16 protein-coding genes are annotated in these 22,752 nt (G+C 54.2%); 8 read left to right on the forward strand and 8 right to left on the reverse strand.

Features of this window, described 5'->3' with window-relative positions:
- Positions 1-50: 50 nt before the first annotated feature.
- From AC3IP0_RS13685 to AC3IP0_RS13705, 5 genes are all read left to right on the forward strand, one after another.
- Complete coding sequence (locus AC3IP0_RS13685) at positions 51-398, forward strand: antibiotic biosynthesis monooxygenase (protein WP_489327673.1); 348 nt, start codon at positions 51-53, stop codon at positions 396-398.
- A gap of 539 nt (positions 399-937) precedes the next feature.
- The gene (locus tag AC3IP0_RS13690; protein WP_489327675.1) at positions 938-1,585 is read left to right on the forward strand and encodes a gamma-glutamylcyclotransferase; all 648 of its coding nucleotides are present in this window, start codon (positions 938-940) and stop codon (positions 1,583-1,585) included.
- A gap of 163 nt (positions 1,586-1,748) precedes the next feature.
- The gene (locus AC3IP0_RS13695; protein ID WP_489327677.1) at positions 1,749-2,933 is read left to right on the forward strand and encodes an efflux RND transporter periplasmic adaptor subunit; all 1,185 of its coding nucleotides are present in this window, start codon (positions 1,749-1,751) and stop codon (positions 2,931-2,933) included.
- Positions 2,934-2,948: 15 nt separating this feature from the next.
- Positions 2,949-6,218, forward strand: a complete 3,270-nt coding sequence (locus AC3IP0_RS13700) for an efflux RND transporter permease subunit (RefSeq protein WP_489327679.1) — start codon at positions 2,949-2,951, stop codon at positions 6,216-6,218.
- Positions 6,219-6,228: 10 nt separating this feature from the next.
- Complete coding sequence (locus AC3IP0_RS13705) at positions 6,229-7,737, forward strand: efflux transporter outer membrane subunit (protein WP_489327681.1); 1,509 nt, start codon at positions 6,229-6,231, stop codon at positions 7,735-7,737.
- 101 nt (positions 7,738-7,838) lie between these two features.
- Here the strand turns inward: AC3IP0_RS13705 and AC3IP0_RS13710 are convergent, their stop codons facing one another.
- On the reverse strand, positions 7,839-8,903 hold the full coding sequence (locus AC3IP0_RS13710) for an SDR family oxidoreductase (RefSeq protein WP_489327682.1): 1,065 nt from the start codon (positions 8,901-8,903) through the stop codon (positions 7,839-7,841).
- Between the two features lie 671 nt (positions 8,904-9,574).
- On the opposite strand from AC3IP0_RS13710, the gene AC3IP0_RS13715 reads away from it, so the two are divergent.
- Positions 9,575-11,122: an MFS transporter gene (locus AC3IP0_RS13715; protein WP_489327683.1), complete on the forward strand. Its 1,548-nt coding sequence runs from the start codon at positions 9,575-9,577 to the stop codon at positions 11,120-11,122.
- A gap of 167 nt (positions 11,123-11,289) precedes the next feature.
- Here the strand turns inward: AC3IP0_RS13715 and AC3IP0_RS13720 are convergent, their stop codons facing one another.
- The 6 genes from AC3IP0_RS13720 to glcD all read right to left on the reverse strand — a co-directional run bounded on the left by AC3IP0_RS13720 (position 11,290) and on the right by glcD (position 19,260).
- A complete protein-coding gene (locus AC3IP0_RS13720) occupies positions 11,290-12,186 on the reverse strand; it encodes a LysR family transcriptional regulator (RefSeq protein ID WP_489327684.1) in 897 nt (298 codons plus the stop codon).
- A gap of 685 nt (positions 12,187-12,871) precedes the next feature.
- Positions 12,872-15,058, reverse strand: coding sequence for a malate synthase G (locus tag AC3IP0_RS13725; RefSeq protein WP_489327686.1), 2,187 nt, complete (start codon positions 15,056-15,058; stop codon positions 12,872-12,874).
- Between the two features lie 11 nt (positions 15,059-15,069).
- Positions 15,070-15,471 (reverse strand): heme-binding protein, encoded by a 402-nt coding sequence (locus AC3IP0_RS13730; protein WP_489327687.1) that lies wholly within the window; start codon positions 15,469-15,471, stop codon positions 15,070-15,072.
- The gene (gene glcF / locus AC3IP0_RS13735; RefSeq protein ID WP_489327688.1) at positions 15,468-16,700 is read right to left on the reverse strand and encodes a glycolate oxidase subunit GlcF; all 1,233 of its coding nucleotides are present in this window, start codon (positions 16,698-16,700) and stop codon (positions 15,468-15,470) included. Before glcF ends, AC3IP0_RS13730 begins: the two co-directional genes overlap by 4 nt.
- A 2-nt stretch (positions 16,701-16,702) precedes the next feature.
- Positions 16,703-17,761 (reverse strand): glycolate oxidase subunit GlcE, encoded by a 1,059-nt coding sequence (gene glcE, locus AC3IP0_RS13740; protein WP_489327689.1) that lies wholly within the window; start codon positions 17,759-17,761, stop codon positions 16,703-16,705.
- On the reverse strand, positions 17,761-19,260 hold the full coding sequence (glcD, locus tag AC3IP0_RS13745; protein ID WP_489327690.1) for a glycolate oxidase subunit GlcD: 1,500 nt from the start codon (positions 19,258-19,260) through the stop codon (positions 17,761-17,763). Before glcD ends, glcE begins: the two co-directional genes overlap by 1 nt.
- Before the next feature lie 204 nt (positions 19,261-19,464).
- Between glcD and glcC the strand changes: the two genes are divergently transcribed.
- A complete protein-coding gene (gene glcC / locus AC3IP0_RS13750) occupies positions 19,465-20,235 on the forward strand; it encodes a transcriptional regulator GlcC (RefSeq protein WP_489327691.1) in 771 nt (256 codons plus the stop codon).
- A 246-nt stretch (positions 20,236-20,481) separates the two neighbouring features.
- Entirely contained in the window at positions 20,482-21,126 is a 645-nt protein-coding gene (locus tag AC3IP0_RS13755) for a glutathione S-transferase family protein (protein ID WP_489327693.1), read from the forward strand.
- 673 nt (positions 21,127-21,799) lie between these two features.
- Here the strand turns inward: AC3IP0_RS13755 and AC3IP0_RS13760 are convergent.
- On the reverse strand, positions 21,800-22,699 hold the full coding sequence (locus tag AC3IP0_RS13760; RefSeq protein WP_489327694.1) for a LysR family transcriptional regulator: 900 nt from the start codon (positions 22,697-22,699) through the stop codon (positions 21,800-21,802).
- Between the last annotated feature and the right edge of the window lie 53 nt (positions 22,700-22,752).

Genomic DNA, 22,752 nt, shown 5'->3' on the forward strand with positions numbered 1-22,752 from the left:
GAGTTTGGCCGGGAGTCATAATTCTGGCAGCTCATGTAGGAGGGTTGAAGATGTTAATTTCAGCAATCAATACCGTCGAAATAGATGCCGCCCCAGGATGGGTGGGTGAGGTCTGCATGAAGCTCCCGCAGATAGTCCATGCACTGCTTAGCAGTACAGAGTGTGTTGGTTATGCAGTGACCGATAATCGTGCGACTAAAAACTCTTGGATTGTCAGCGGTTACTGGAAGTCAGAAAGTCAAATGCGTGCGCACTTTGATCACCCAGAGTTGGCTGGTTTTATGGACATGTTAAGCAGTGGTATGGCGAGGCGAATTAACTTCAATAGCTTTGTTGTCGATCCGAATGACGATCTCGTCACGGAAATGGATGGCACCCCTGCCGGTGGTCTAAATTGAGTTTTATGCTGGTGTATTTCATGTATTGAGTGTGAATGTGTGTAGCACGAAAACATCCTAAGCCTAACTCAGACTTCCACCAGTTGCTCATGGGAGCGACTGGTGGCAGTTGCTGAGTCTCAGTTGTGTGCGATAGTAATACCATACACTCGACAATGATAGTTAGAAGAGCTACAAATCGATTTACTCCTCCCGTGTTCGAAAAAAATCGAGTTTTTATTGCTCAAAATACGAGTAAAAAATTTGAGAGCTCTGTCATGCTTCCGATTTATCTATGACACAAGGAGTAGCGGGCCCTTGTTTTGTCGAGGTGCGGCGAAAGCGGTATCTGCTCGATGGATTGTCTCCTCTATAGCTACTAACAGTAGAAATTCGCGTTATTTATCGGAGTGTAGCCTTGCGGCAGTATTTATCCATGGGCAGATTTTTACTGGGCTGCCGACAAGGTTCGCATCTGGGCTGCCGCACGTTATGCGCTCCAGGAAGGAAGCTGAACCGGATCGATTCCTAGAATTGGCGCAGAATCTGAGGCAGTGGCGATGTTGACGAAACACCAAATTACCTCCGGTGCTTACCTTGAAAACTTTTGTGAAGTGCCAAGAGAAATCATGTGGACGCTAGAGCAGATCGAGCGATCCATGGAGGAAACGCTAGCGATTCGACCCACTTGTGGAGATTTGTGGATCTTTGGTTACGGCTCATTACTCTGGAATCCACTTCTAAACTTTGCGGGCCAACAACGCGCAACGTTACATGGTTGGCACAGAAGTTTTTGCATGCGAATAATTGCGGGACGAGCCACCGTAGAAGCCCCGGGACGCATGTTAGCACTAGAGCCAGGAGGCTCTACTCAGGGCATAGCATTCCGACTGACTGAACAGGTCGCACAGGAAGAATTAATATTGCTTTGGGTACGTGAAATGCCCACAGGCGCATATCGTCCGGTTTGGGCACTTTTATCGCTGGATGATGGCACTGAAACAATGGCGCTTGTATTTGTAGCTGAGCCGGATCATCCATTATATGAGAAGGATGCGAGTGTTGAGCTAGTTAGTCAACACATTGCTGGCGCATCCGGGCCGATGGGTACGAATGCCGATTATGTTCACAAGCTTAATAATGCGTTATGCGAAAACGGTGTTGTAGACGAATACATAGGAGCACTGTCGGCAGGGATAATGCCGTGAAGCAAGTTACTTTTTTTGAAGGTTATATCGCTTAGTCAGGCTCCGGGTAGATAGTTTTTACTCCAGAAATATGTGCAGTTGGCTTTTTGAAGTGCAGCAGGAGAACTGAGCAGTTTTTCGATCACTACCTTTCTAACGAAATTTTACTAAGTAGGAGAAAAAAATGATCGCCCATCACAAACGTCTTTCCGTTGCGTTGAGTGCGCTCTTAGTGGCCGGCACTGCCGGGATCGCCGTGAAGTATGGCGATCATTTTTTTCCGGTTCAGTCGGCTCATGCGACTGAGGCGCCGGCAATCCATAAAGCAGAAGTCGACGTCGCTACCGTCGTCTTCAGGCAGGTAAGCGAATGGCAGAACTACTCCGGTCGCCTGGAGGCGGTGGGCAAGGTAGACATTCGTCCACTGGTTCCAGGCACCATTGTCGCTGTGCATTTCAAAGACGGTGCTCTGGTCAATAAAGGTGATCGTTTGTTCACCATTGATCAGCGCCCTTACTTGGCGGAAGTGGATCGTGCGGCGGGTCAATTGGCTGCTGCTGAATCCCGCGCTGTTTACACTGCGACCGATGCCGCTCGTGCAGCGCGACTGATCGATTCGAACGCCATCTCAAAGCGCGATTTTGATGAAAAGCAAAATGCCTCGCGCGAAGCTATTGCCAACGTGAAGGTCGCGAAGGCCGCACTCGACGCTGCGAAGGTCAATCTCTCGTACACCGAAATCACGGCACCCATCTCGGGTCGTGTTTCTCGCGCAGAGCTGACCGCGGGCAACGTTGTTTCGGCGGGCATAGCTGCACCTGTGCTGACCAGCTTGGTATCGATTTCGCCAATCTACGCTTCGTTCGATGTCGATGAACAGACCTATCTGCGCTACCTGAATCAGGCTTCCACCAAGCCTGCCCCAGTATCACTTGGCTTGGCTGACGAAACCGGCTATTCGCGCACGGGCGTGGTCGATTCGATCGATAACCAACTCGACACACAATCGGGAACCATTCGAGTTCGTGCGCGTATCGATAACGTCAATGGCGCTCTCATGCCAGGACTATACGCACGTATCAAGGTTGGTGGCGGTAAGCCGACTGACGCTGTGCTCGTAAATGACTCGGCAATAGGGACTGACCAGGCGAAAAAATTCGTCCTGTTGGTTGGCCACGGTGATGTTGTCGAGTACCGCGAAGTCACGCTGGGCAACCTGCACGAGGGACTGCGCATTATCACCTCCGGATTAAAAGCAGGTGATCGTGTGGTCGTCAGCGGTGTGCAACGTGTACGGCCTAACGACACCGTACATGCCAACATCGTTGAGATGGCGAACATCGGCCGCGCTGCAAAGCCTTCGGCTTAACGAGAGAAGATCGGTATGAATATCTCTAAATTCTTTATTGACCGGCCGATTTTCGCGGGAGTGTTGTCGGTAGTGGTCGTGTTGGCGGGGCTTATTGCGCTGACCAAACTGCCTACCGCCGAATACCCTGAAGTGGTACCGCCCTCGGTCGTGGTGCGCGCTGAATACCCTGGCGCCAACCCGAAAGTCATCGCTGAAACAGTCGCGTCGCCGATCGAGGAACAGATCAACGGCGTAGAAAACATGCTCTACATGCAGTCGCTGGCCAACAGCGATGGCAAGTTGACCACCACGGTGACCTTCAAGCTCGGCACCGACCCAGACAAGGCGCAGCAGTTCGTGCAGAACCGCGTTGCTCAGGCCTTGCCGCGCTTGCCCGAAGATGTGCAGCGCTTGGGCGTGACCACAGTCAAGTCATCGCCGACCCTGACCATGGGCGTGAGCATCCTGTCGCCTAATCAGCGTTACGACCTGACCTACCTGCGCAATTACGCCCTGATCAACGTCAAGGATCGCCTGGCGCGAATTCCAGGGGTTGGTGAAGTCGTGATGTGGGGCGCTGGCGATTACTCGATGAGGATCTGGCTCGATCCGCAAAAAGTCGCGCGCCTGAACATGACCGCCCTCGATGTGGTGAAAGCCATTCGTGAGCAGAACGTGCAGGTAGCGGCCGGTATTGTCGGTGGTGCTCCAATGCTGACCGACGTTCCGATGCAACTGAGCGTCAACGCCCAGGGCCGTTTGAAAACCGAGCAGGAATTTCGCGACATCATTCTAAAGTCCTCTGGTGGTGCGATCACTCGCCTCGCGGATGTCGCTCGCGTTGAAATGGCGGCTTCCGAGTACACCCTGCGTGCGCTGCTCGACAACAAGCCTGCCGTGCAGATGATCATCTTCCAGCAGCCTAACGCCAACTCGTTGCAGATCTCGGATGACGTTCGCAAAGTCATGGAAGAGATCAAGCAGGACATGCCTGACGGTGTCGATTACGGCATCAAGTACGACCCGACCCAATTCGTGCGTGACAGCATCCACGCGGTGATCCAGACACTGCTTGAGGCGATTGCCCTAGTGGTGCTGGTGGTCATCCTGTTCCTACAAACCTGGCGCGCCTCGCTGATTCCGTTGCTGGCTGTGCCGGTGTCGATCATTGGTACGTTTGCGTTATTGCTGGGGTTTGGCTACACCATCAACGCGTTGTCTCTGTTCGGCATGGTGTTGGCGATCGGTATCGTCGTGGACGACGCCATTGTGGTAGTGGAAAACGTCGAGCGGAACATTGCTGACGGACTGACGCCTCGCGACGCGACCTACAAGGCCATGCAGGAAGTCAGTGGGCCGATCATCGCAATCGCGCTGACACTCGTTGCAGTATTCGTACCTCTGGCATTCATGTCAGGCCTGACCGGTCAGTTCTATCAACAGTTCGCGATGACCATTGCGATCTCGACCGTGATCTCGGCGTTCAACTCGCTGACCTTGTCGCCAGCCCTTTCTGCCATTTTGCTTAAAGGACATGACGAGCCGAAAGACCGTTTGACGCGGATCATGGACGCATTGTTCGGCGGCTTCTTCAAAGTTTTCAACCGTGTCTTCAACCGAGGTTCGGAAAGCTATGGCCATGGCGTTCGCCGCGTGGTCAACCGCAAACTGGTCATGCTGGTGATCTACGGCGTCTTGCTCGGCGGCGCGGTTTGGATGGGAAAAATTGTTCCTGGCGGTTTTGTGCCAGCGCAGGACAAAGACTACGTGGTCGCCATCGCACAGCTGCCAAGCGGCGCCACCCTCGATCGCACCGAGAAAGTCGTCCGTGAAATGGGTGATATCGCCCTGGCCATTCCAGGGGTCAAGAACCTGCCGCAGTTCCCAGGGTTGTCGGTCAGCCTGGCCAACTCCCCGAGCAGTGCGCTGGTATTCCCTGTGCTTGAGCCTTCCAAGTACCGCTCCAAAGAGGAATCGGCCTCGGCCATTGTTGCGCAGTTGAATGCCAAATATTCCGGGATCAAGGACGCCGCGATTGCCGTATTCCCACCACCGCCAGTGGCGGGGCTTGGAACCGTCGGCGGTTTCAAACTGATGATCGAAGACCGTGGTGCTCTGGGCTACGAGGCGCTGAACAAGGCGACCCAAGACTTCCTAGCCGCAGCGGCAAAGGCTCCTGAACTGGGCCCAGCATTCTCTACATTTCAGATCAACATGCCACAGCTCAACGTTGAGTTGGATCGGATCAAAGCCAAGCAGCTGGGTGTGTCGGTGACAGATGTATTCGACACGCTGCAGATCTACCTGGGCTCGATGTACGTCAACGACTTCAACGCCTTCGGCCGTGTGTATCAGGTTCGTGCGCAAGCCGATGCCCCGTTCCGTGCTACCGCAGAAAATATTGGCGTGCTGAAAACTCGCAACGACAAGGGTGAAATGGTGCCGCTGTCGTCGCTGATTAAAGTGACCACCACCTACGGGCCGGAAATGGTTGTACGTTACAACGGCTACACCGCCGCCGACATCAACGGTGGCCCAGCACCAGGTTACTCGTCCGGACAGGCCCAGGCTGCAGTCGACCGCATTGCCAAAGAAGTGTTTCCACGCGGGATCAGGTACGAGTGGACTGACTTGACGTATCAGCAGGTGTTGGCAGGCAATGCAGCACTGTGGGTCTTCCCGATCAGCGTGCTGTTGGTGTTCCTGGTACTGGCTGCGCTGTACGAAAGCCTCACCTTGCCGATGGCAATCATACTGATCGTACCGATGAGCATTCTCTCTGCTCTGGTAGGTGTGTGGCTGACCAATGGCGATAACAATATCTTCACCCAGATCGGTTTGATGGTGCTGGTGGGGTTGTCAGCGAAGAACGCGATCTTGATCGTCGAATTCGCCCGTGAACTGGAAATGCAGGGCCGCACCATTGTGCAAGCTGCCATCGAAGCAAGTCGCCTGCGGCTGCGCCCAATTCTGATGACGTCTATCGCATTCATCATGGGCGTAGTACCACTGGTGTTCTCCACCGGGGCTGGATCAGAGATGCGTCAAGCAATGGGTATCGCGGTGTTCTTCGGCATGCTCGGCGTGACCCTGTTCGGACTCATGTTGACCCCTGTGTTCTATGTGTTGCTGCGCAAGCTGTCTGGGGTAGAGCACCTGGTAGATAAGCACGGTAAACACCCACACCTGGGTGCTGATCTCAATTCCAGTTTCGACATCAGCCAAGATCACACGTCCCACTCGAATGATGGTCATCACACTCAAACGTCAGCTCGCGTGCCTAAAGCCGCGTTCCTGAAGTAAGGAGAACGACATGAAAGTGTTTGCAATGAATCGGATGCTTTTGGGGTCAATGTGGGTGGCTACGATGTTGGTGACAGCGGGCTGTTCACTAGCACCGATCTACGAGGAACCTGAAGTGTCGGCACCTCAGGTTTACAAGGAGGAGAAGGCTCAGTCTCCATTGACGCCTTCAGAGGCAGGCAGCTGGAAAACCGCTGAACCGTCGGAAGAGTTCGCAAGGGGCGAGTGGTGGCGAGTGTTCAATGACAAAGCCCTGAATCACCTGGAAAGCCAGGCTCAGGATGCCAACCAAAACCTGGTCGCTGCGGCTGCCCGGTTGAAGGAGGCGAGGGCACTTAATCAATCGGCTCGTTCTGCTTTGTTCCCAGCCGTGGACGCAGGTTTCGGCCCGACCCGACAGAGAGTTTCCCCAGCCTCGCAATTCCAGTCGGATAGTGGGCAAGGGGCCAGCCAAACGATGTGGCGTGCCCAGGCCGGTGTGTCCTACGAAGTCGATTTGTTTGGTCGCGTGGCCTCCAAAGTCGATGCGGCTGACGCGGAAACACAACGCAGCGAAGCCTTGTACCACTCGGTGTTGTTGGCCTTGCAGGCGGATGTCGCGCAGAACTATTTCGCGTTGCGTGAGCTGGACGCAGAAATCGAGGTATACACCCATGCGATCGAGTTGCGGGAACAAGCGCTGAAGTTAGTGCATCAGCAATACTCGTTTGGGGATATCAGCGAGTTGGACGTCGCCCGGGCGGAATCCGAGTTGGCGACTGCACGTTCTGATGCCATGACGGTGAAGCGCTTGCGCGCTGCCTCTGAGCACAGCCTTGCCGTGTTGATGGGTAAGACCCCGGCAGAGTTCTCGATGGCGGCCAATCCATTGCAGCCGGTTAACCTCAGAATCCCTGCAGGATTGCCGTCGTCGCTGTTAGAACGTCGTCCGGACATCGCTGCGGCTGAACGCTCCATGGCAGCGGCCAACTCGCGGATTGGTGTAGCAAAAGCTGCCTTCTTCCCGTCGTTGACGCTGACAGGCAACGCTGGCTTCGAATCAGGCTCGCTGAGTAATCTGTTCCACTGGAGCAGCCGTACCTTTCTGCTAGGCCCATTGGCCGGGACGGCGCTGAACCTGCCGATTTTCGATGGCGGTCTGCGCGAGGGCAACCTGGCCAAAGCACGGGCCGAGTATGAGGAAGATGTAGCCAATTATCGGCAGCAGGTGTTGGTGGCGTTCCGTGAGGTGGAGGATAGCCTCTCTGATCTACGCGTGCTGGAAGAGCAAATCCAGACTCAGTCACGAGCGGTGGATGCTTCCGGCCGAGCCGCTAAAGTAGCGCGAGCTCAGTACACCGAAGGTGATGTCATCTACCTCTCGGTTATCGACGCCGAACGTACGGCTTTGCAATCTCGTCGAGCAGCGGTGCAGTTGCAAGGTGCACAGGCTGCGGCAACCGTGAACCTAATTCGCGCGTTGGGAGGCGGTTGGGGTAATGCTTCGCCTGTGAAATCTCAGGAGGTCACGCAGAGGTAAATCAGCCTGTCGCGATCAAGCGATCCAAAATTGCACTGACAACTGCAGCCCCTGCTGTAAAAAAAGCATGCCCTTGGGCACGCTTTTTTGTTTATGTGGGGTTAAGGAATAATGCGCTCGTTGCGTAGGCGGTTGAACAGATCGAAGAACACCTTATCGGTGGTTTTGTATCCGGTGAAGCCCAACTCGCGAGTGTGAGACATGTCGGTCAGGCACTCAAAAGTTCGGCCAAGGTCGGCGTCGGTGTGCCAAGGCGATGCCATGCGGTCAAATTTACCCTCCACCAGTTGATGCTTGCGAGCGATGTCGCCCCATACCTGATGACCGTCTGCCAACTGGGTTTCCAACAAGATGCCGTTGCCATCGAATGGCACGGCTTCGAGGTCGAACCATTCTGCGATGCGCCCCCACATCCAACTCCACCGGAAGGTATCGCCATTGACCACGTGCAATGGCTTGTTGTGAGCGTCAGGGGTGATCGCGGCCCACTCAAGATGTTCCGCGAGCAGGCGAGCGTCGGTGACATCCGTCAAACCACTCCATTGCGACTTGCTGCCCGGGAAAATGAACGGTCTTCCGGTTTCTTTGCAAATTGCCCCATACGTTGCGAGCGTCATGCCCATGTTCATTACGTTGCCGAGAGCGTAGCCAATGACGGTGTGCGGCCGGTGAACCGTCCATGTGAACCTTTCGCGCTCAGCGGCGGCAAACAGTTCATCCTCCTGCTCATAGTAGAAGTTCTCAATGTCGAGACGGGTCATGATTTCGCGGAAGGGCGTGGTGATGTTTACGCCTTTGCCATACACCTCGAATGGCCCAAGGAAGTGTTTCAGACCTGTCACCAGGGCCACATGTTCCACTGTTTCGCTTCCTCGCAAGGCGTTCAGCAGGTTGCGAATCATTAAGCCGTTAACCTTGATGTTTTCCGCCTCTGTCTCATGGCGTTTCCAGCTTGTGTAAAACACATGGGTAGGATTAACACCCTCCAAAGCAGCCTTCACATCCGATGCGTCGAGCAGGTCAGCAGCGATGTGCTTGACCCCATCGACAACGCCATCGGGTTTGCGGGCAATCCCGAAGACTTCCCAGTCGTTATCCAGCAGGTGTCGCGACAGGTTGTTTCCGATAATGCCGGTTACTCCAACAATCAAAGCCTTTCTATTCATCTTGATACCTCATCTTGAGTGTATGCAAAGTGACCAGAATTGAATGAAGCATGGTCATTAATGACTATTGCTACTTGAGTCGAATACCAACCTAGTCGCTAGATGGCGATTAATAAACCAGCCGGCGGAGACACTGTGTAGCGTTATGGGAGACAGTGCGCTGTTGTGCTTTTTATATAAGTGTGAGCGGGATGTTTGTGGTTGCATCTGGCGACACACAGTGAGTTTTAAACACTAGAATTTTAAAGGCGGAGCGCTTGGGGTGATGGAGAGCTTTTTTTGTGTCCTGGTTAGTTCACAGGGAAATCTTCACAGAGGTGGTGATTATTTCGTCAGCAAGATTGGGTGAATGATAGATATTTGCGCGATGGAATATTGTATCTCTCCGAGCGACGAAGTGTCTCACGAAGGTGAGTTTATTGGCTTCTTCCCTTAAGTAACAATTGCTCCCAATCGTAGGACGTGTTTCTGTTTCAAAAAGTCCGCGATCAACCATCTAGCAGATACCTGCCTCGAACAGTCGCTCGTATCGTGCCAATGCCCATAGGGAATCGGGAAAGTGAAGAACTAAGAACGACAGCACGGCTGGCTTTGACCGCCAGCCGCCCGCCCGTGTGCGGATCTTCAAATGCTGTACATGCAGCTCTCTCCACCCCACTAACGGTGAAATCATGACATCAATAGATCGCGACGCTAAGGCGAGAGACAAACTGCTCATTCTTGCAGCAATTTGTCTTTCCGCACTCGTATTACCATTGAGCTTTACAGGAGGGGCTGTTGCTACGCCCGCCATCGGCCGAGATTTAGGGGGCAGCCCCGTTGCTCTCACCTGGATCACCAACTCATTCATGCTGTCGTTTGGCAGTTTGCTGATGGCAGCAGGTGCTTTGGCTGACGTTTATGGACGTAAGCGTCTCTTCACTATTGGTATGATGCTATTTACTGCCGCATCCGTGGCACAAAGCATGGCACCTTCCGTGTTCTGGCTTGACATCCTACGGGCAATCCAAGGTGTTGCCGGTGCTGCGGCTTTGGCCAGTGGTTCTGCTGCATTAGCGCAAGAGTTTGAGGGGCATGCCCGAACTCGTGCGTTCAGTATGTTGGGGACAACCTTTGGTATTGGTCTTGCCTTCGGCCCATTGGTTGCGGGTGTGCTGATCGAAGCCTTTAGCTGGCGCGCGATCTTCGTCTTTACCGCGTTGATTGGTGTTATAGCTATGGTCTTTGGCCTGCCGCGCATGCGTGAAACCCGTGATCCTGGTGCGATGGGGTTGGACTGGCCTGGCACCATCACTTTCAGCGCAGTTCTAGCACTGTTCACCTTCGGTGTAATCCAGGCGCCAGACAGCGGTTGGGGTAGCCCATTGGTAGTTGGTCTGTTGGCTGCGTCGGCGATATTGTTGGTCGCGTTTGTGATGATCGAAATGCGCGTTAAGCGCCCGATGTTGGATTTGACGCTGTTTCGTTTCCCGCGTTTTATCGGTGTGCAAATACTGCCGATCGGTACCTGCTACTGCTACATCGTGCTGGTAGTAATGTTGCCTCTACGATTTATTGGTGTAGAAGGCCTGAGTGAAATCGATGCGGGCTTGCTGTTGCTGGCGCTTTCCGCGCCAATGCTTGTGGTGCCGATGTTGGCTGCTTCCATGACCCGTTTTATCTCGGCCGGTGTCCTGTCGGGTGTGGGTTTCCTAATTGCTGCAATTGGTCTGCACTGGTTGAGCCTGTACAACGTTGGCGAGCCGAAGTTTGGCCTTGTTGTCCCAATGCTATTGATCGGTATCGGTGCAGGCCTGCCGTGGGGTTTAATGGATGGTCTCTCGGTCAGCGTCGTGCCGAAAGAACGTGCAGGTATGGCTGCCGGTATCTTCAACACTGTCCGTGTGGCAGGTGAAGGCATCGCGCTGGCGAGTGTTGCCGCAACGCTTGCTTCATTGTTGCATTCCAATCTGTCTGAAGCGGTGCAAGTGGTCGCTGGCAGTGCCGATGCTGCGCTGATTGCAGAAACAGCGCACCGCGTGACTACTGGCGACATGGTGCACGCAATCAACACCGTCCCAGGTCTGGCTAACGAGCGTCTGGTACAAGGTTATGCCTCGGCGTTCCAGTATTTGTTGCACATCCTGACCATCATCACGTTAGCTTCCGCTGCTGTAGTGCTGGGACTACTGAGTAAAAATCGCGCTGTTGCTGATGATGGTGTTAGCGAGACGGCTTAATAGTTGGGTAGGTTGCCCGCGTTGATGCTGACCTGGGAAATACCTTTGAGCTCTCAAGCTCTCGCAGTAGAAGCCTTCCTTCTGCTCCGAGAGCTTTTTACGTTTTCGGTTAGTCTTTAAGGGGTAATGAGGGCTGCCAATCCCAAGGTTGCAGAAATGAGTTCAAGCTAACGCAGGCGATCCGCAAGGTAATTCAGTACCGCCCGCGTCTTTGCTGGCATCCGGTTACCTAAGGGAATGAGAGCATGGACAGGAGGGCCAAGTGAATCTACCGCAGTAAGTACGCGCACAAGTTTCCCGCAATCTACGTAGGGTTGAGCCACTTTGTCGTAGATCTGGGCAATACCTAGCCCAACGACGGTAGCATCAATCACTGCTTGCCCATCCGATACAATCAAAACCGGTGACGGAGAAAACTCCCGAATATGGCCATTTTCTGCAATCGACCAAGGTCGTAATCGGCCACTAAAGCCGCGAAAAATTATTGCCTCATGATTGACCAGATCAGCTGCTGACTCTATCGGCGTGTGACGGGTCAGGTAGTCGGGAGATGCGTAAAGGCTGAGCGTAATATTGCATAGCCTGCGGACGGTCATCTCGCTGTCTTGCGGTAATTCACCAGCTCGAACGACGATATCCCATCCTTCACCAACAGCATCCGACATCCTATCCGTCATGGACAATTCCAGCGTTACCTGTGGGTACCTTTGACGAAGCTCAGATATGGTTGGAAGAAACAATTGACGGAAACCGGATGGAATGTCCAATCGAACACGCCCTATAGGTTCATCTTTTCGTGCTGCCAGCTCACGGGCCGCGTCTCGGAGTCCATCCAGCGCAGCAATGGCAGCATTCAGATAGGTCTCTCCGTCTTCCGTTAGGCGTACGGCGCGAGTGGTGCGCTGGAAAAGCTTGGTACCAAGCCTTACCTCAAGGCGCTGAACTGCCTTTCCGACGTTGGATTTGCTTGTTGAGAGATTTTCAGCGGCTCGGGTGAAGCTGCCGGTCTGCGCGACACCAACGAAGGCGGCGATGTCTGGAAATGAAGTGTCGGCTCGTTCCATTACGGTTTCTCTTTTAACGGTCTAATCATTGTGATGTGACGCACGGAGTTCGCTGGATCAACTATGGCTTAGATTCCGAAAGCAGCACAAAATATCGAATGTGCCTAGTGATACTCCAGTTTAAATCGCTAATGTGCCAGATTTTAATTTAGGGGCTTGAAGCAACCATTTTGACCGGGTCACTATTATCGTGTGTACCCTAGGACTATAAATCTTACAGGATGTCGCCGCAGAAGTGGCACTAGAGTAGTGACAATAGGGTGCAGGTGATGCATTGATTTCGATGAAAGCAATAACAAAGATTGATCATGAGATCTCTCTCTCCATCATATAAAATCATACATTGAAATTATAGGTTGGTTTTGGTGGAGGGATTGATTTTGATAGTACGAATTATTGGCGATGTTTTTATGGATGGCTGTAATCGGTAGAATGTTTCCCCGCGGATAGTTGAGTGACCGATTGCAGGCCCGGTTCGCTCGTTGCCCCCGCTGCTCTGATTTAGTTATTTAGGCCCGCGCGCATGCTTTTTTTTGGGGGGGCGCCAGGCATGGCGTGTTGCGCGCAAGTGCAACCAGCCTGGCAGTGTTGGCCACGCTGGTGACTTGGAGGTGAAGGTACTCTACACAGCGCTCAGCTTTAAAGGGGTGTCTCTGCAAGTTATTTCAACTTTAAGAGTGCCCGCCTATACCGATTCACTTTGTCGTTTGAACTTGGCGCGGAACCGATGGAGAAGTGGCTCGGTATATCCACTCGGTTGGTTGGCGCCTTCAAACACCAGAGCACACGCTGCCTGGAAGGCCACAGAGTTATCGAAGTCTGTCGCCATCTGACGATAGATTGGATCTCCCGCGTTCTGTTGATCCACCACGCGAGCCATTTGCTGAAGTATTTCCAGCGTCTGTTGCTGGTCTACCACCCCATGACGCAGCCAGTTAGCTAAATGCTGACTGGATATGCGCAGAGTGGCGCGGTCTTCCATCAAGCCGACATCATGAATGTCCAGCACCTTGGAGCAGCCCACACCTTGCTCCACCCAACGAACCACATATCCGAGTAAACCTTGGGCATTGTTTTCGACTTCTTCGCGGATCTGCTCCGCCGTCCATTTGGCGTCAACGGCTACCGGCACGGTCAGCAGGGCATCGAGCAGGTCGTTGCTGACGGCTGCCTGGTCAATCCCCTCCAGCTCTTGTTGAATCGCCGCTACGTCGACCTTGTGGTAGTGCAATGCGTGCAAAGTCGCCGCCGTGGGGGAGGGTACCCATGCAGTATTAGCACCCGCCTTTGGGTGCGCGATTTTTTGCTCTACCATGGCAGCCATCATGTCGGGCATGGCCCACATGCCCTTGCCGATCTGGGCTCTTCCGCGCAGCCCACAATTCAAGCCCACTAGCACGTTGTTGCGCTCATAGGCCTGAATCCAAGCGGTACTTTTCATCTCGCCTTTGCGCAGCATGGCGCCGGCTTCCATAGCGGTATGGATTTCGTCGCCGGTTCGGTCGAGAAAGCCTGTATTGATGAATGCTACCCGTGCCGCAGCCGCGGCAATGCAGGCTTTGAGATTGACGCTCGTGCGACGCTCCTCGTCCATGATGCCCATCTTCAGCGTGTGGCGCTCAAGCCGCAGCAGGTCTTCGATACAGCTGAACAAGCGTTCGGCGAATGCGACTTCCGCTGGCCCGTGCATTTTCGGTTTGACGATGTAAATGCTGCCGGTGCGCGAGTTACCTTGGCGCTTTAAATCATGCAGCGCGATCAAGCTGGTGACGACGCCGTCGAGAATACCTTCGGGGATTTCCCTTCCGCTATCGTCCAGTATGGCCGAACTGGTCATTAGGTGGCCGACGTTGCGAATGAGCAACAGGGCGCGACCGTGCAGCTTAACTGGAGCTCCATCGGTACCGGTGTATTCACGATCCGGGTTGAGTCGACGCGTCACACGCTTACCGTTCTTCTCCAGATCCTCGAACAGGTCGCCCTTCATCAAACCCAACCAATTGCGGTAAACCAGCACCTTGTCTTCGGCATCGACGGCGGTGACAGAGTCTTCGCAGTCGATGATCGTCGACAGTGCCGACTCGACCACCAGGTCTTTCACCGATGCAGAATCGTTTCGACCAATTGGACTGTCCGGATCAATCTGGATTTCGATGTGCAATCCATTGTTCTTTAGAACGATCGTTGTTGGCGCGGCTGCTTCACCTTGATAGCCGACCAGTTTTTCTGGCTGACGCAGTGTAGTTGACTGATTATCTTTGAGCGTTACAGACAATGCAGCACCTTCGATGCGGTATGAAGCGGCGTCGGCGTGCGAGCCTAATTCCAATGGCAGAGCTTCATCCAGAAAGGCTTTGGCATAGGCCACCACTTTGGCCCCACGCACGGGGTTATAGCTGGTTCCAGCCTCTGCACCGTTGTCGCCGCTAATCACGTCGCTGCCATACAGGGCGTCATACAATGAGCCCCAACGTGCATTGGCAGCATTCAAGGCGTATCGCGCATTCATGGCAGGCACCACCAACTGTGGCCCGGCCTGTTGGCTAATTTCGCTGTCGACCTTGGAAGTGCTGGCTTTTACCTCAACGGGCTGTGGTTGCAGATAGCCAATGGAGGTCAGGAACGCTCGGTACGCCTGCATGTCAGCAATCGGCCCAGGGTTGGCTTTGTGCCAGCTGTCCAGTTCGAGCTGCAGGCGGTCACGTTCAGCCAACAGGGTGCGGTTGACGGGCGCCAATTCCTGGATTAATTCGGAAAACCCGCTCCAGAAAGTATTTGCGTCTATGGTGGTACCGGGTAGGACTTCTTCTTCGATAAACGACTGCAAAGTAGCTGCGACTTGCAGGCCATGAAGGTTTGCGTAATCTGTCATCACGTTCTCTCTCATTTCAGTGCTTGGGCGCCAGCCTTAGCGATTTGTGCATCCTGATCCGCCTTGACGCCAGAAACTCCGATTGCACCGATCACTTGGTCATCGACAATGATGGGCACGCCTCCTTCTAGGGAGGTCACCAGAGGTGCGGATAGGAATGCACTACGGCCACCATTCACCATATCTTCGTAGCCTTTGGACTCGCGTCGGCCGAGCGCGGAAGTCCGGGCTTTCTCGGTGGCGATATAGACACCGATCGGTGCACAACCGTCGAGTCGCTCAAAAGCCAGGAGATGGCCGCCATCATCAACGATGGCGATACTGACCTCCCATTGGTTCGCTTGGGCCTCAGATCGCGCGGCGGCGAGAATCTGACTGACTTCTTTTTGGCTTAATACGGCTTTGCTGTTCATAGGCTCTCCTGTGAGTGAATGACGTCTTCCAGCACTTCAATCCAGTGCCGCACCTCAGTCCGGCCTGCACCGTCGAGGTGGGTTTGGCAACCGATGTTCGCGGTTGCGATGAGATCGGGATTGCCGCTCTCCAGCGCATTCATCTTGTTGTCGCGCAGCTGTCGCGACAGCTCTGGTTGAGTAATGGAGTAGGTGCCTGCGGAGCCGCAGCAAAGGTGACTGTCGGGTACTGTCGTGAGTTGGAATCCCAGACGAGTCAATACACTTTCGACTGCACCGCCGAGCTTAAGGGCGTGCTGAAGGGTGCATGGGCAATGGAACGCCAAACGCAGGTCACTGCGGGCGCCAAGATGTTCCAGGGGTTCCTCCTGCAGTACCTCAACGAGATCCTTGCTCATTGAGCTGACCCGGGCGGCTTTCTGCGCGTACAGAGGGTCGTTCTTGAGCAGGTGGCCGTACTCTTTGACGAATGCGCCGCAACCGCTGGCGGTTTGAATGATCGCTTCGGCACCGCTTTCGATTGCCGGCCACCATGCATCGATGTTGCGCCGAGCTCTGTCCAAACCTGCTTGCTGAGCGTCGAGGTGGTAGTCAACTGCGCCACAGCAGCCCGCCTGGGTAATTGGCATAATACTGATCCCCAGCCGATCCAATACCCGTGCGGCGGCGGCATTGGTGTTAGGGGATAGACTCGGCTGCACGCACCCTTCGAGCATCAACATGGTTCGTGCGAGCTGCCGAGTTGGCCTGCGTTTCGCCGGAGTAATCCGCCGAGGTAATTTCAGCTGCACTGATTGCGGTAGAACGGGGCGCAGGATTTCTCCGATTTTCATCAGAGGTTTGAACAGCACTGGATTCGGTAGCAAGCCTCGTAGGCCTTGGCGAAGCAGGCGCTGACCGGTGCTGCGAGGAACTGCCTCGTCAACGACGGCACGACCGATGTCCAATAAGTTGTGATATTTCACCCCGGATGGGCATGTGGTTTCGCAGTTCCGGCACGACAGGCATTGATCCAGATGCTTCTGTGTCTTGGCTGTGACGTCGTTACCTTCGAGAACCTGCTTGATCAGGTAAATTCGTCCGCGCGGCCCGTCCAGCTCGTCGCCCAGGATTTGGTAGGTTGGACAGGTGGCATTACAAAAGCCGCAATGAACGCAACTGCGCAAGATGCGCTCGGCTTCTTCAGCACGTTCCAGACGCAGGGCTTTTTCGCTCAAGGTTGTTTGCATGATTAGATCTCTGCGTACATTCGGCCCGGGTTGAATATCCCTAGCGGGTCAAGTTGCGTCTTGAGGTATCGTTGATAGCGCAATAGCGAGGCTGCCAACGGCTGGAAGGGACGATCACAATTTTCGTAGCAGGTGGCATGACCGCCGACCTGCGTGGCGATAGCATGGATAGTTTTGGCTTCTGCGTTGGATTTGAGCCAGCGCTGAGCGCCACCCCAGTCAATCAATTGTTCGCCATGTAGGGGCAGTGGGCCGGTGTTGGTTGGCAGTGACAGGCGCCAGAGCGGACGAATATCTGAGAAGAATGGCAGGCGATGGGCGTTCAGTTCGTTCCAGTAATGGGGGTCAAGCAACTCGCCGCCCAATCGGATACACGCAGCGGTCACCGAGCTTTCGCCACCCTCTAAGCGTAGGTGCAGCTTTTGTCCGTCGTGAGTGGCCGCGCTGATGGGAATCGGTTGCTGCCCCCATTCGGCTAGCTTCAGCAAGGCTTTTTCGCGGCTGATTTCTAGTGAAACGCTTAGACTGTGTCGCGGCTTTGGCAGTACCTTGAGAGAGACTTCAGTTAACAGTCCCAGGCAACCAAAACTACCCGCCATCAAGCGCGACAGGTCATAGCCCGCCACGTTCTTCATCACCTCACCGCCGAAGCGAAGGTGCTTGCCGTGGCCGGTGATGACACGGGTACCCAGAACATAATCGCGAACTGATCCGGCCCAGGGTCTACGTGGCCCGGAGAGTCCGGCTGCGACCATTCCACCAAGGGTCGCTCCGTCATCACCATGAGGGGGCTCACACGGCAGCATTTGCCCAGCGGCGTCTAAAGCAGCATTCAGCTCGGCCAGCGGTGTACCGGCGCGGGCGGTGATCACCAGTTCGGTGGGGTCATAGGTGATGATGCCGCGATGAGTGCGAGTATCAAGCAGCTGACCTAATACGTTGCGGCCAAGATGGCCCTTGCTATTGCCGCCCTGGATACGTAATGGAGTACGGCTGTGCAGAGCATGCTCAACCTGGCGCAAAAGGTAGGTACTAGCGTCGTTGGAATGTTCACCAGTCATTAGAAACGCTCCAGCTCAGGGAAGGGCAACTTACCCATGTGCACATGCATGGAACCGAATTCCGCGCAGCGATGAAGGGTTGGAATGTTCTTGCCGGGATTGAGCAGGCCGCTAGGATCGAATGCCGCCTTGATCGCATGGAAAACGGTTAGTTCGTCGCTATTGAACTGGGCGCACATCTGATTGATCTTTTCGCGGCCGACACCGTGTTCACCGGTGATACTGCCACCGACCTTCACGCACAATTCCAGGATTTTTCCGCCTAAGGCTTCGGCGCGATCGAGCTCTCCAGGTTTGTTGGCATCGAACAAAATCAACGGATGCATATTGCCGTCTCCGGCATGGAAGACGTTGGCCACCCGAAGCTCGTATTCGGCGGAAAGCTCCGCAATTGTTCGCAGTACGCCGGGCAGTTCGCGACGGGGGATCGTGCCATCCATGCAGTAATAATCCGGCGAGAGGCGACCTACTGCAGGAAATGCATTCTTGCGTCCGGCCCAGAAACGCACACGCTCGGCCTCATCTTTGGCCTGGCGCACTTCAGTGGCGCCGGCTTGTTCCAGCACTTGTCGGACGCGCTCGCAGTCGTCGTTGACATCAGCTTCAACGCCGTCGAGTTCACACAGTAAGATGGCTTCGGCATCTACTGGATAACCAGCGTGGATAAAGTCCTCGGCGGCGCGAATGGCCAGGTTGTCCATCATTTCCAAACCACCAGGAATGATGCCGGCGGCTATGATATCGCCTACTGCACGGCCCGCTTTTTCCACGGAGTCGAATGCTGCCAGTAGCACCTTGGCGGACTGCGGTTTGGGTAGCAACTTGACTGTCACCTCGGTGATAACCCCGAGCATGCCTTCGGAGCCGGTGAAGAGCGCAAGTAGATCAAAGCCAGGTGAGTCTAAGGCGTCAGAACCCAGGGTCAGGCGTTCGCCGTCAACCGTGAGCATTTCCACCTTCAGCAAGTTATGCACGGTCAGGCCATATTTCAGGCAGTGCACCCCCCCGGCGTTTTCCGCGACGTTGCCGCCGATTGAGCACGCGATTTGCGAGGAGGGGTCTGGCGCGTAATACAAGCCATAGGGGGCGGCAGCCTGAGAAATGGCCAGGTTGCGTACTCCCGGTTGAGCACGTGCAAACCTCCCACCCGAATCGATCTCGAGAATCTTGTTGAAACGCGCCATCACCAATAGGACGCCTTTCTCCAGGGGTAGGGCCCCACCGGACAGGCCAGTGCCGGCACCGCGAGGAACCACCGGAACACGGTGTTGATGGCAGATTCTCAGTAGAGTCTCAACCTGCTCAATCTCGCGGGGCAGAACCACCAGCATCGGAGTGGTACGGTAAGCGGATAAACCATCACACTCATACGGTCTGAGTTCTTCCTCGCTGTGAAGGATTTCCAAGTCTGGCATTTGCTCACGCAATGCCTGTAAAAGCGCGTGTTTATTAGTGGCCGGAAGAGCCCCATCAACGCGTTCGTCGTAAAGGATATTCATATCTGGGCAGACATCCCTTGCTTATTGTTATGACGGGCCAGCCCATGTGGGCGCGCTTGCATCATTGATGGCAAGGGGAATACTGTCTACGTTCTTAAGTGCTGGTCGAACCAGTTTTTTTCGGTTTGATTGCGTGATTGGGTAATAAATAACTATCAAAACAATGGTTTACATAGTGCGCTTGAAAGTTAGGAGCAATTAGTTATGACTGGTCATACCAGTGACGTGCGTGTTGCCCAAGTGGCTGATGTGGTCTGTGAGCGGATAGAGCGACTTATCGTCGACGGCGTTTTGAAGACTGGCCAACTGTTGCCCTCGGAGCGGCGTCTGACAGAAAAGCTCGGAGTTTCGCGCACCGCCCTGCGTGAAGGTCTGAAGCTGCTCCGCGCACGCGGGATCATCGAGACCGAACAGGGAAAAGGATCATTTGTCGCACAGCTATCAGGGCATCCGACAACGTCTCCACTGATGCACCTTTTCAGCTCCCAACCACGAACGCTGTATGACCTCTTTGAAGTGCGCACGCTGTTAGAGGGTGAGTCTGCTCGCCTGGCGGCTTTACGTGGTACGGATGCGGACTTTGTGTTGATCACCCGTGCCTATGAAGCGCTACTGGCTGGGCATGATCAAAAGCACGATGCTTCAGGCCACGCGCGGCTGGATCACGCTTTTCACCTGGCCATTTGCGAGGCTTCGCACAATCCGGTACTGGTGCAGACATTAGGCTCTCTAACTGATTTGCTGCTCAGCTCGGTGTTCGCATCAGTCAACAACCTCTATCACCGAGAAGCGCAAAAACGTCAGATTGATCGACAGCACGCGCGCCTATACAACGCAGTGACAGGGCGTTTGCCTGAGCAGGCGCGCAAGGCTGCTGTGGCTCATATTCAGAGCATCAGCGAGAGCCTGAAGGAGATCGAGAACGAAGAGCAGCGTCTGGTGCGCTCGACTCTTCGATTAGAGGGCTGGACGTGAACTCACAGTGGTGGTGTAAAACAATGTCAGGTAATTAGCGATTTCTTTACTCCACTGAAATGAACCAGGCATCCGGTAGTGCTAATAGACGAGCAGCATCTCTAAAAACGAAGGGATGATTGTATCTGAGCGAGCTACAGAGCGTATCCTTGTGGGCGGTTTATCATTTTCGGAGGGAGGCTCAGACTTTGGTTACCAGCCCAGATTCAGGGCGCGGAAAACGACTGTCTCCCGAGGAATGCAATCATGACCAAGCTGTACATCGCCGATCAAACCTGCTCTCAAGCCGTCCAGATCATCGCAAATGAGATCGGTCTGAATCCAGAGCTGGTTCACTACGACGTGTTCGATCAGTCCACTTCGAATGGCGACTCTTTTGCCGAAGTAAATCCGCTTTTTTACGTACCTGTGCTGACCCTTGATCATGATCAGCAGGAAAAGATCACCGAAACAATCGTTATTACTTCCTATCTGGCCGACCAGCATCCCGAGTCAGGACTGATCCCGGCACGCGGCACCTTGGATCGTGTCAAAATTGATCAACTGCTGACCTTTATTGCGACTGAAATTGCGCAGAAACATATCCCGCTGATGCGCAAACTAATGACCGAATTCGGTACTGAATGGACTCGTGCCAAATTGGTTGCCGCTTACACCACCCTTGACGCACGTCTTGCGGACGGTTGGGCTTACCTCACTGGTGACAACTTCTCCGTTGTTGACGCTTATGTATGGGCAACCATGTGGCAAGAGCGCTCTGGTACCGAGATTGGTCATCTGGAAAACCTAATGGCATGGAAAGCTCGTGTAGACGCTCGCCCATCCGTGCAAAAAGCTCTGAAAGATGAAGCCGAGATGGTGGCTATTCACAAGGCACAAGCGACTGCTTGATGATTGGTTTCACAACCGCAAATGGGCCCGGCGAAAGCTGAGGCCCTTTTTTTGTTGTGTTCAAGCATGTCACGAGGTAACGCGAACAGCATTGCTCAGTTGTTAAAGTGGCTGTCATGGGCCGAAGAGATTGTCGCAACAACCGCGACGAAGCGTCTCCAATACCCTCGTTTATCCTCTGCGCAGCTTGATCCAAAATTTGCTCAATGGCGTGAAAACCAAGTGAGTGGAATGAGGGAATTGTCGCCGTGTTTGCATCTCATAATCGTCCTTTAGTCTCAGGGCTTCACAATGGTGAACAACCTGTTGACGACGCCATTAATTACGCTCATCCCTATTCGAGAAAAGAGGCAATGAAAGTGCTGACCAGCGGTTCACATCCAAATTTTCTTGTTCTGACTACCCTGCTGATTATCGTGAATTGCTCCCTTTCATTGAACCACGAACTACCCTCCCTATCGATGCCTCCAGGCTACAAAGAGGAGAAAACGGGGATGGCGCTTAGTCGTTCATTTCGGGGTGAGCTGATTGTGGATCGTCCGACATGTACACTTCGGTTGGGAGCTGGGTATGAGTGATTATGCCGTTGCCTCATCGGATGCATAAGCAAGCCCCCATTACGTTCCTGTCATTGCAGAAGCACCATAATACGCTAGCAAATATCCGGCTTTGGTTAGCGCAAATTATCTGCGATGAAGTTCAGCACTGCGCGCGTCTTTGCACCCATTTTCTGTCCTAGGGGGATCATTGCATGCACCGGTGGGCCATTGACGTCTGTGAAGGGCAGCACGTGTATCAACCTTCCTGTATCGACATAGGGCTTTGCCACGTGGTCAAAAATCTGCGAGATACCGAAACCCAGAACGGTGGACTGCACCAATGCATGACCGTCGGCCAACACCATCACCGGGTTGATGCTGATGTCACGCACGATGTTGCCATCTTGTAACGTCCAGGGACGCAACCGACCAGATGCGGCTCGGAAGATCACCGCGTCGTGTTCACTTAACTCTGATACGTTTTGCGGTTCGCCACGTTGTTGCAGATATTCGGGAGCGGCGTACAGACCCAAGCGGAGATTGCATAATTTTCGAACCGTCATCTCGCTGTCTTGGGGAAGCTCGCCGATACGCACCACGATGTCCCAGCCTTCGCCCACCGCGTCTGACATGCTGTCAGTCAAGCTCAATTCCAACGTAACTTTCGGATAACGCTGCCGCAACTGTAAGAAAGTAGGAAGTAACAGGCGCCCAAATCCGGCGGGCAAATCCACGCGTACGCGACCGATAGGTTCTTCCCTACGCGCCGCCAAAGCTTGCTCTGCCTCGCGTAAACAATCCAACGCCGACTGGGTTGCCACCAAGTACGTTTCGCCGTCTTCGGTCAGACGCACTGCGCGGGTGGTGCGTTGGAATAGCCGCGTGCTCAGGCGAGCCTCTAGTCGCTGTACGGCCTTGCCGACGTTGGATTTACTGGTGCCCAGGTTTTCCGCAGCTTTGGTAAAACTGCCGGTTCGTGCCACGGCGGCGAAGGCTGCAATGTCCGGAATAGGGCCGTCGGTGCGCTCAATCATTGTCGCCTCCGGAACTACAGAAAGTCTCGTTTCTGCGAGCTTATCAGTCTACT

The organism is Pseudomonas sp. GL_103 (assembly GCF_057835175.1).

Bases quoted from the DNA above. Each gene is read 5' to 3' on its own strand.
- AC3IP0_RS13685 (WP_489327673.1), top strand. From the start codon at position 51: ATGTTAATTTCAGCAATCAATACCGTCGAAATAGATGCCGCCCCAGGA.
- AC3IP0_RS13690 (WP_489327675.1), top strand. From the start codon at position 938: ATGTTGACGAAACACCAAATTACCTCCGGTGCTTACCTTGAAAACTTT.
- AC3IP0_RS13695 (WP_489327677.1), top strand. From the start codon at position 1,749: ATGATCGCCCATCACAAACGTCTTTCCGTTGCGTTGAGTGCGCTCTTA.
- AC3IP0_RS13700 (WP_489327679.1), top strand. From the start codon at position 2,949: ATGAATATCTCTAAATTCTTTATTGACCGGCCGATTTTCGCGGGAGTG.
- AC3IP0_RS13705 (WP_489327681.1), top strand. From the start codon at position 6,229: ATGAAAGTGTTTGCAATGAATCGGATGCTTTTGGGGTCAATGTGGGTG.
- AC3IP0_RS13710 (WP_489327682.1), bottom strand. From the start codon at position 8,903: ATGAATAGAAAGGCTTTGATTGTTGGAGTAACCGGCATTATCGGAAAC.
- AC3IP0_RS13715 (WP_489327683.1), top strand. From the start codon at position 9,575: ATGACATCAATAGATCGCGACGCTAAGGCGAGAGACAAACTGCTCATT.
- AC3IP0_RS13720 (WP_489327684.1), bottom strand. From the start codon at position 12,186: ATGGAACGAGCCGACACTTCATTTCCAGACATCGCCGCCTTCGTTGGT.
- AC3IP0_RS13725 (WP_489327686.1), bottom strand. From the start codon at position 15,058: ATGACAGATTACGCAAACCTTCATGGCCTGCAAGTCGCAGCTACTTTG.
- AC3IP0_RS13730 (WP_489327687.1), bottom strand. From the start codon at position 15,471: ATGAACAGCAAAGCCGTATTAAGCCAAAAAGAAGTCAGTCAGATTCTC.
- glcF (WP_489327688.1), bottom strand. From the start codon at position 16,700: ATGCAAACAACCTTGAGCGAAAAAGCCCTGCGTCTGGAACGTGCTGAA.
- glcE (WP_489327689.1), bottom strand. From the start codon at position 17,761: ATGACTGGTGAACATTCCAACGACGCTAGTACCTACCTTTTGCGCCAG.
- glcD (WP_489327690.1), bottom strand. From the start codon at position 19,260: ATGAATATCCTTTACGACGAACGCGTTGATGGGGCTCTTCCGGCCACT.
- glcC (WP_489327691.1), top strand. From the start codon at position 19,465: ATGACTGGTCATACCAGTGACGTGCGTGTTGCCCAAGTGGCTGATGTG.
- AC3IP0_RS13755 (WP_489327693.1), top strand. From the start codon at position 20,482: ATGACCAAGCTGTACATCGCCGATCAAACCTGCTCTCAAGCCGTCCAG.
- AC3IP0_RS13760 (WP_489327694.1), bottom strand. From the start codon at position 22,699: ATGATTGAGCGCACCGACGGCCCTATTCCGGACATTGCAGCCTTCGCC.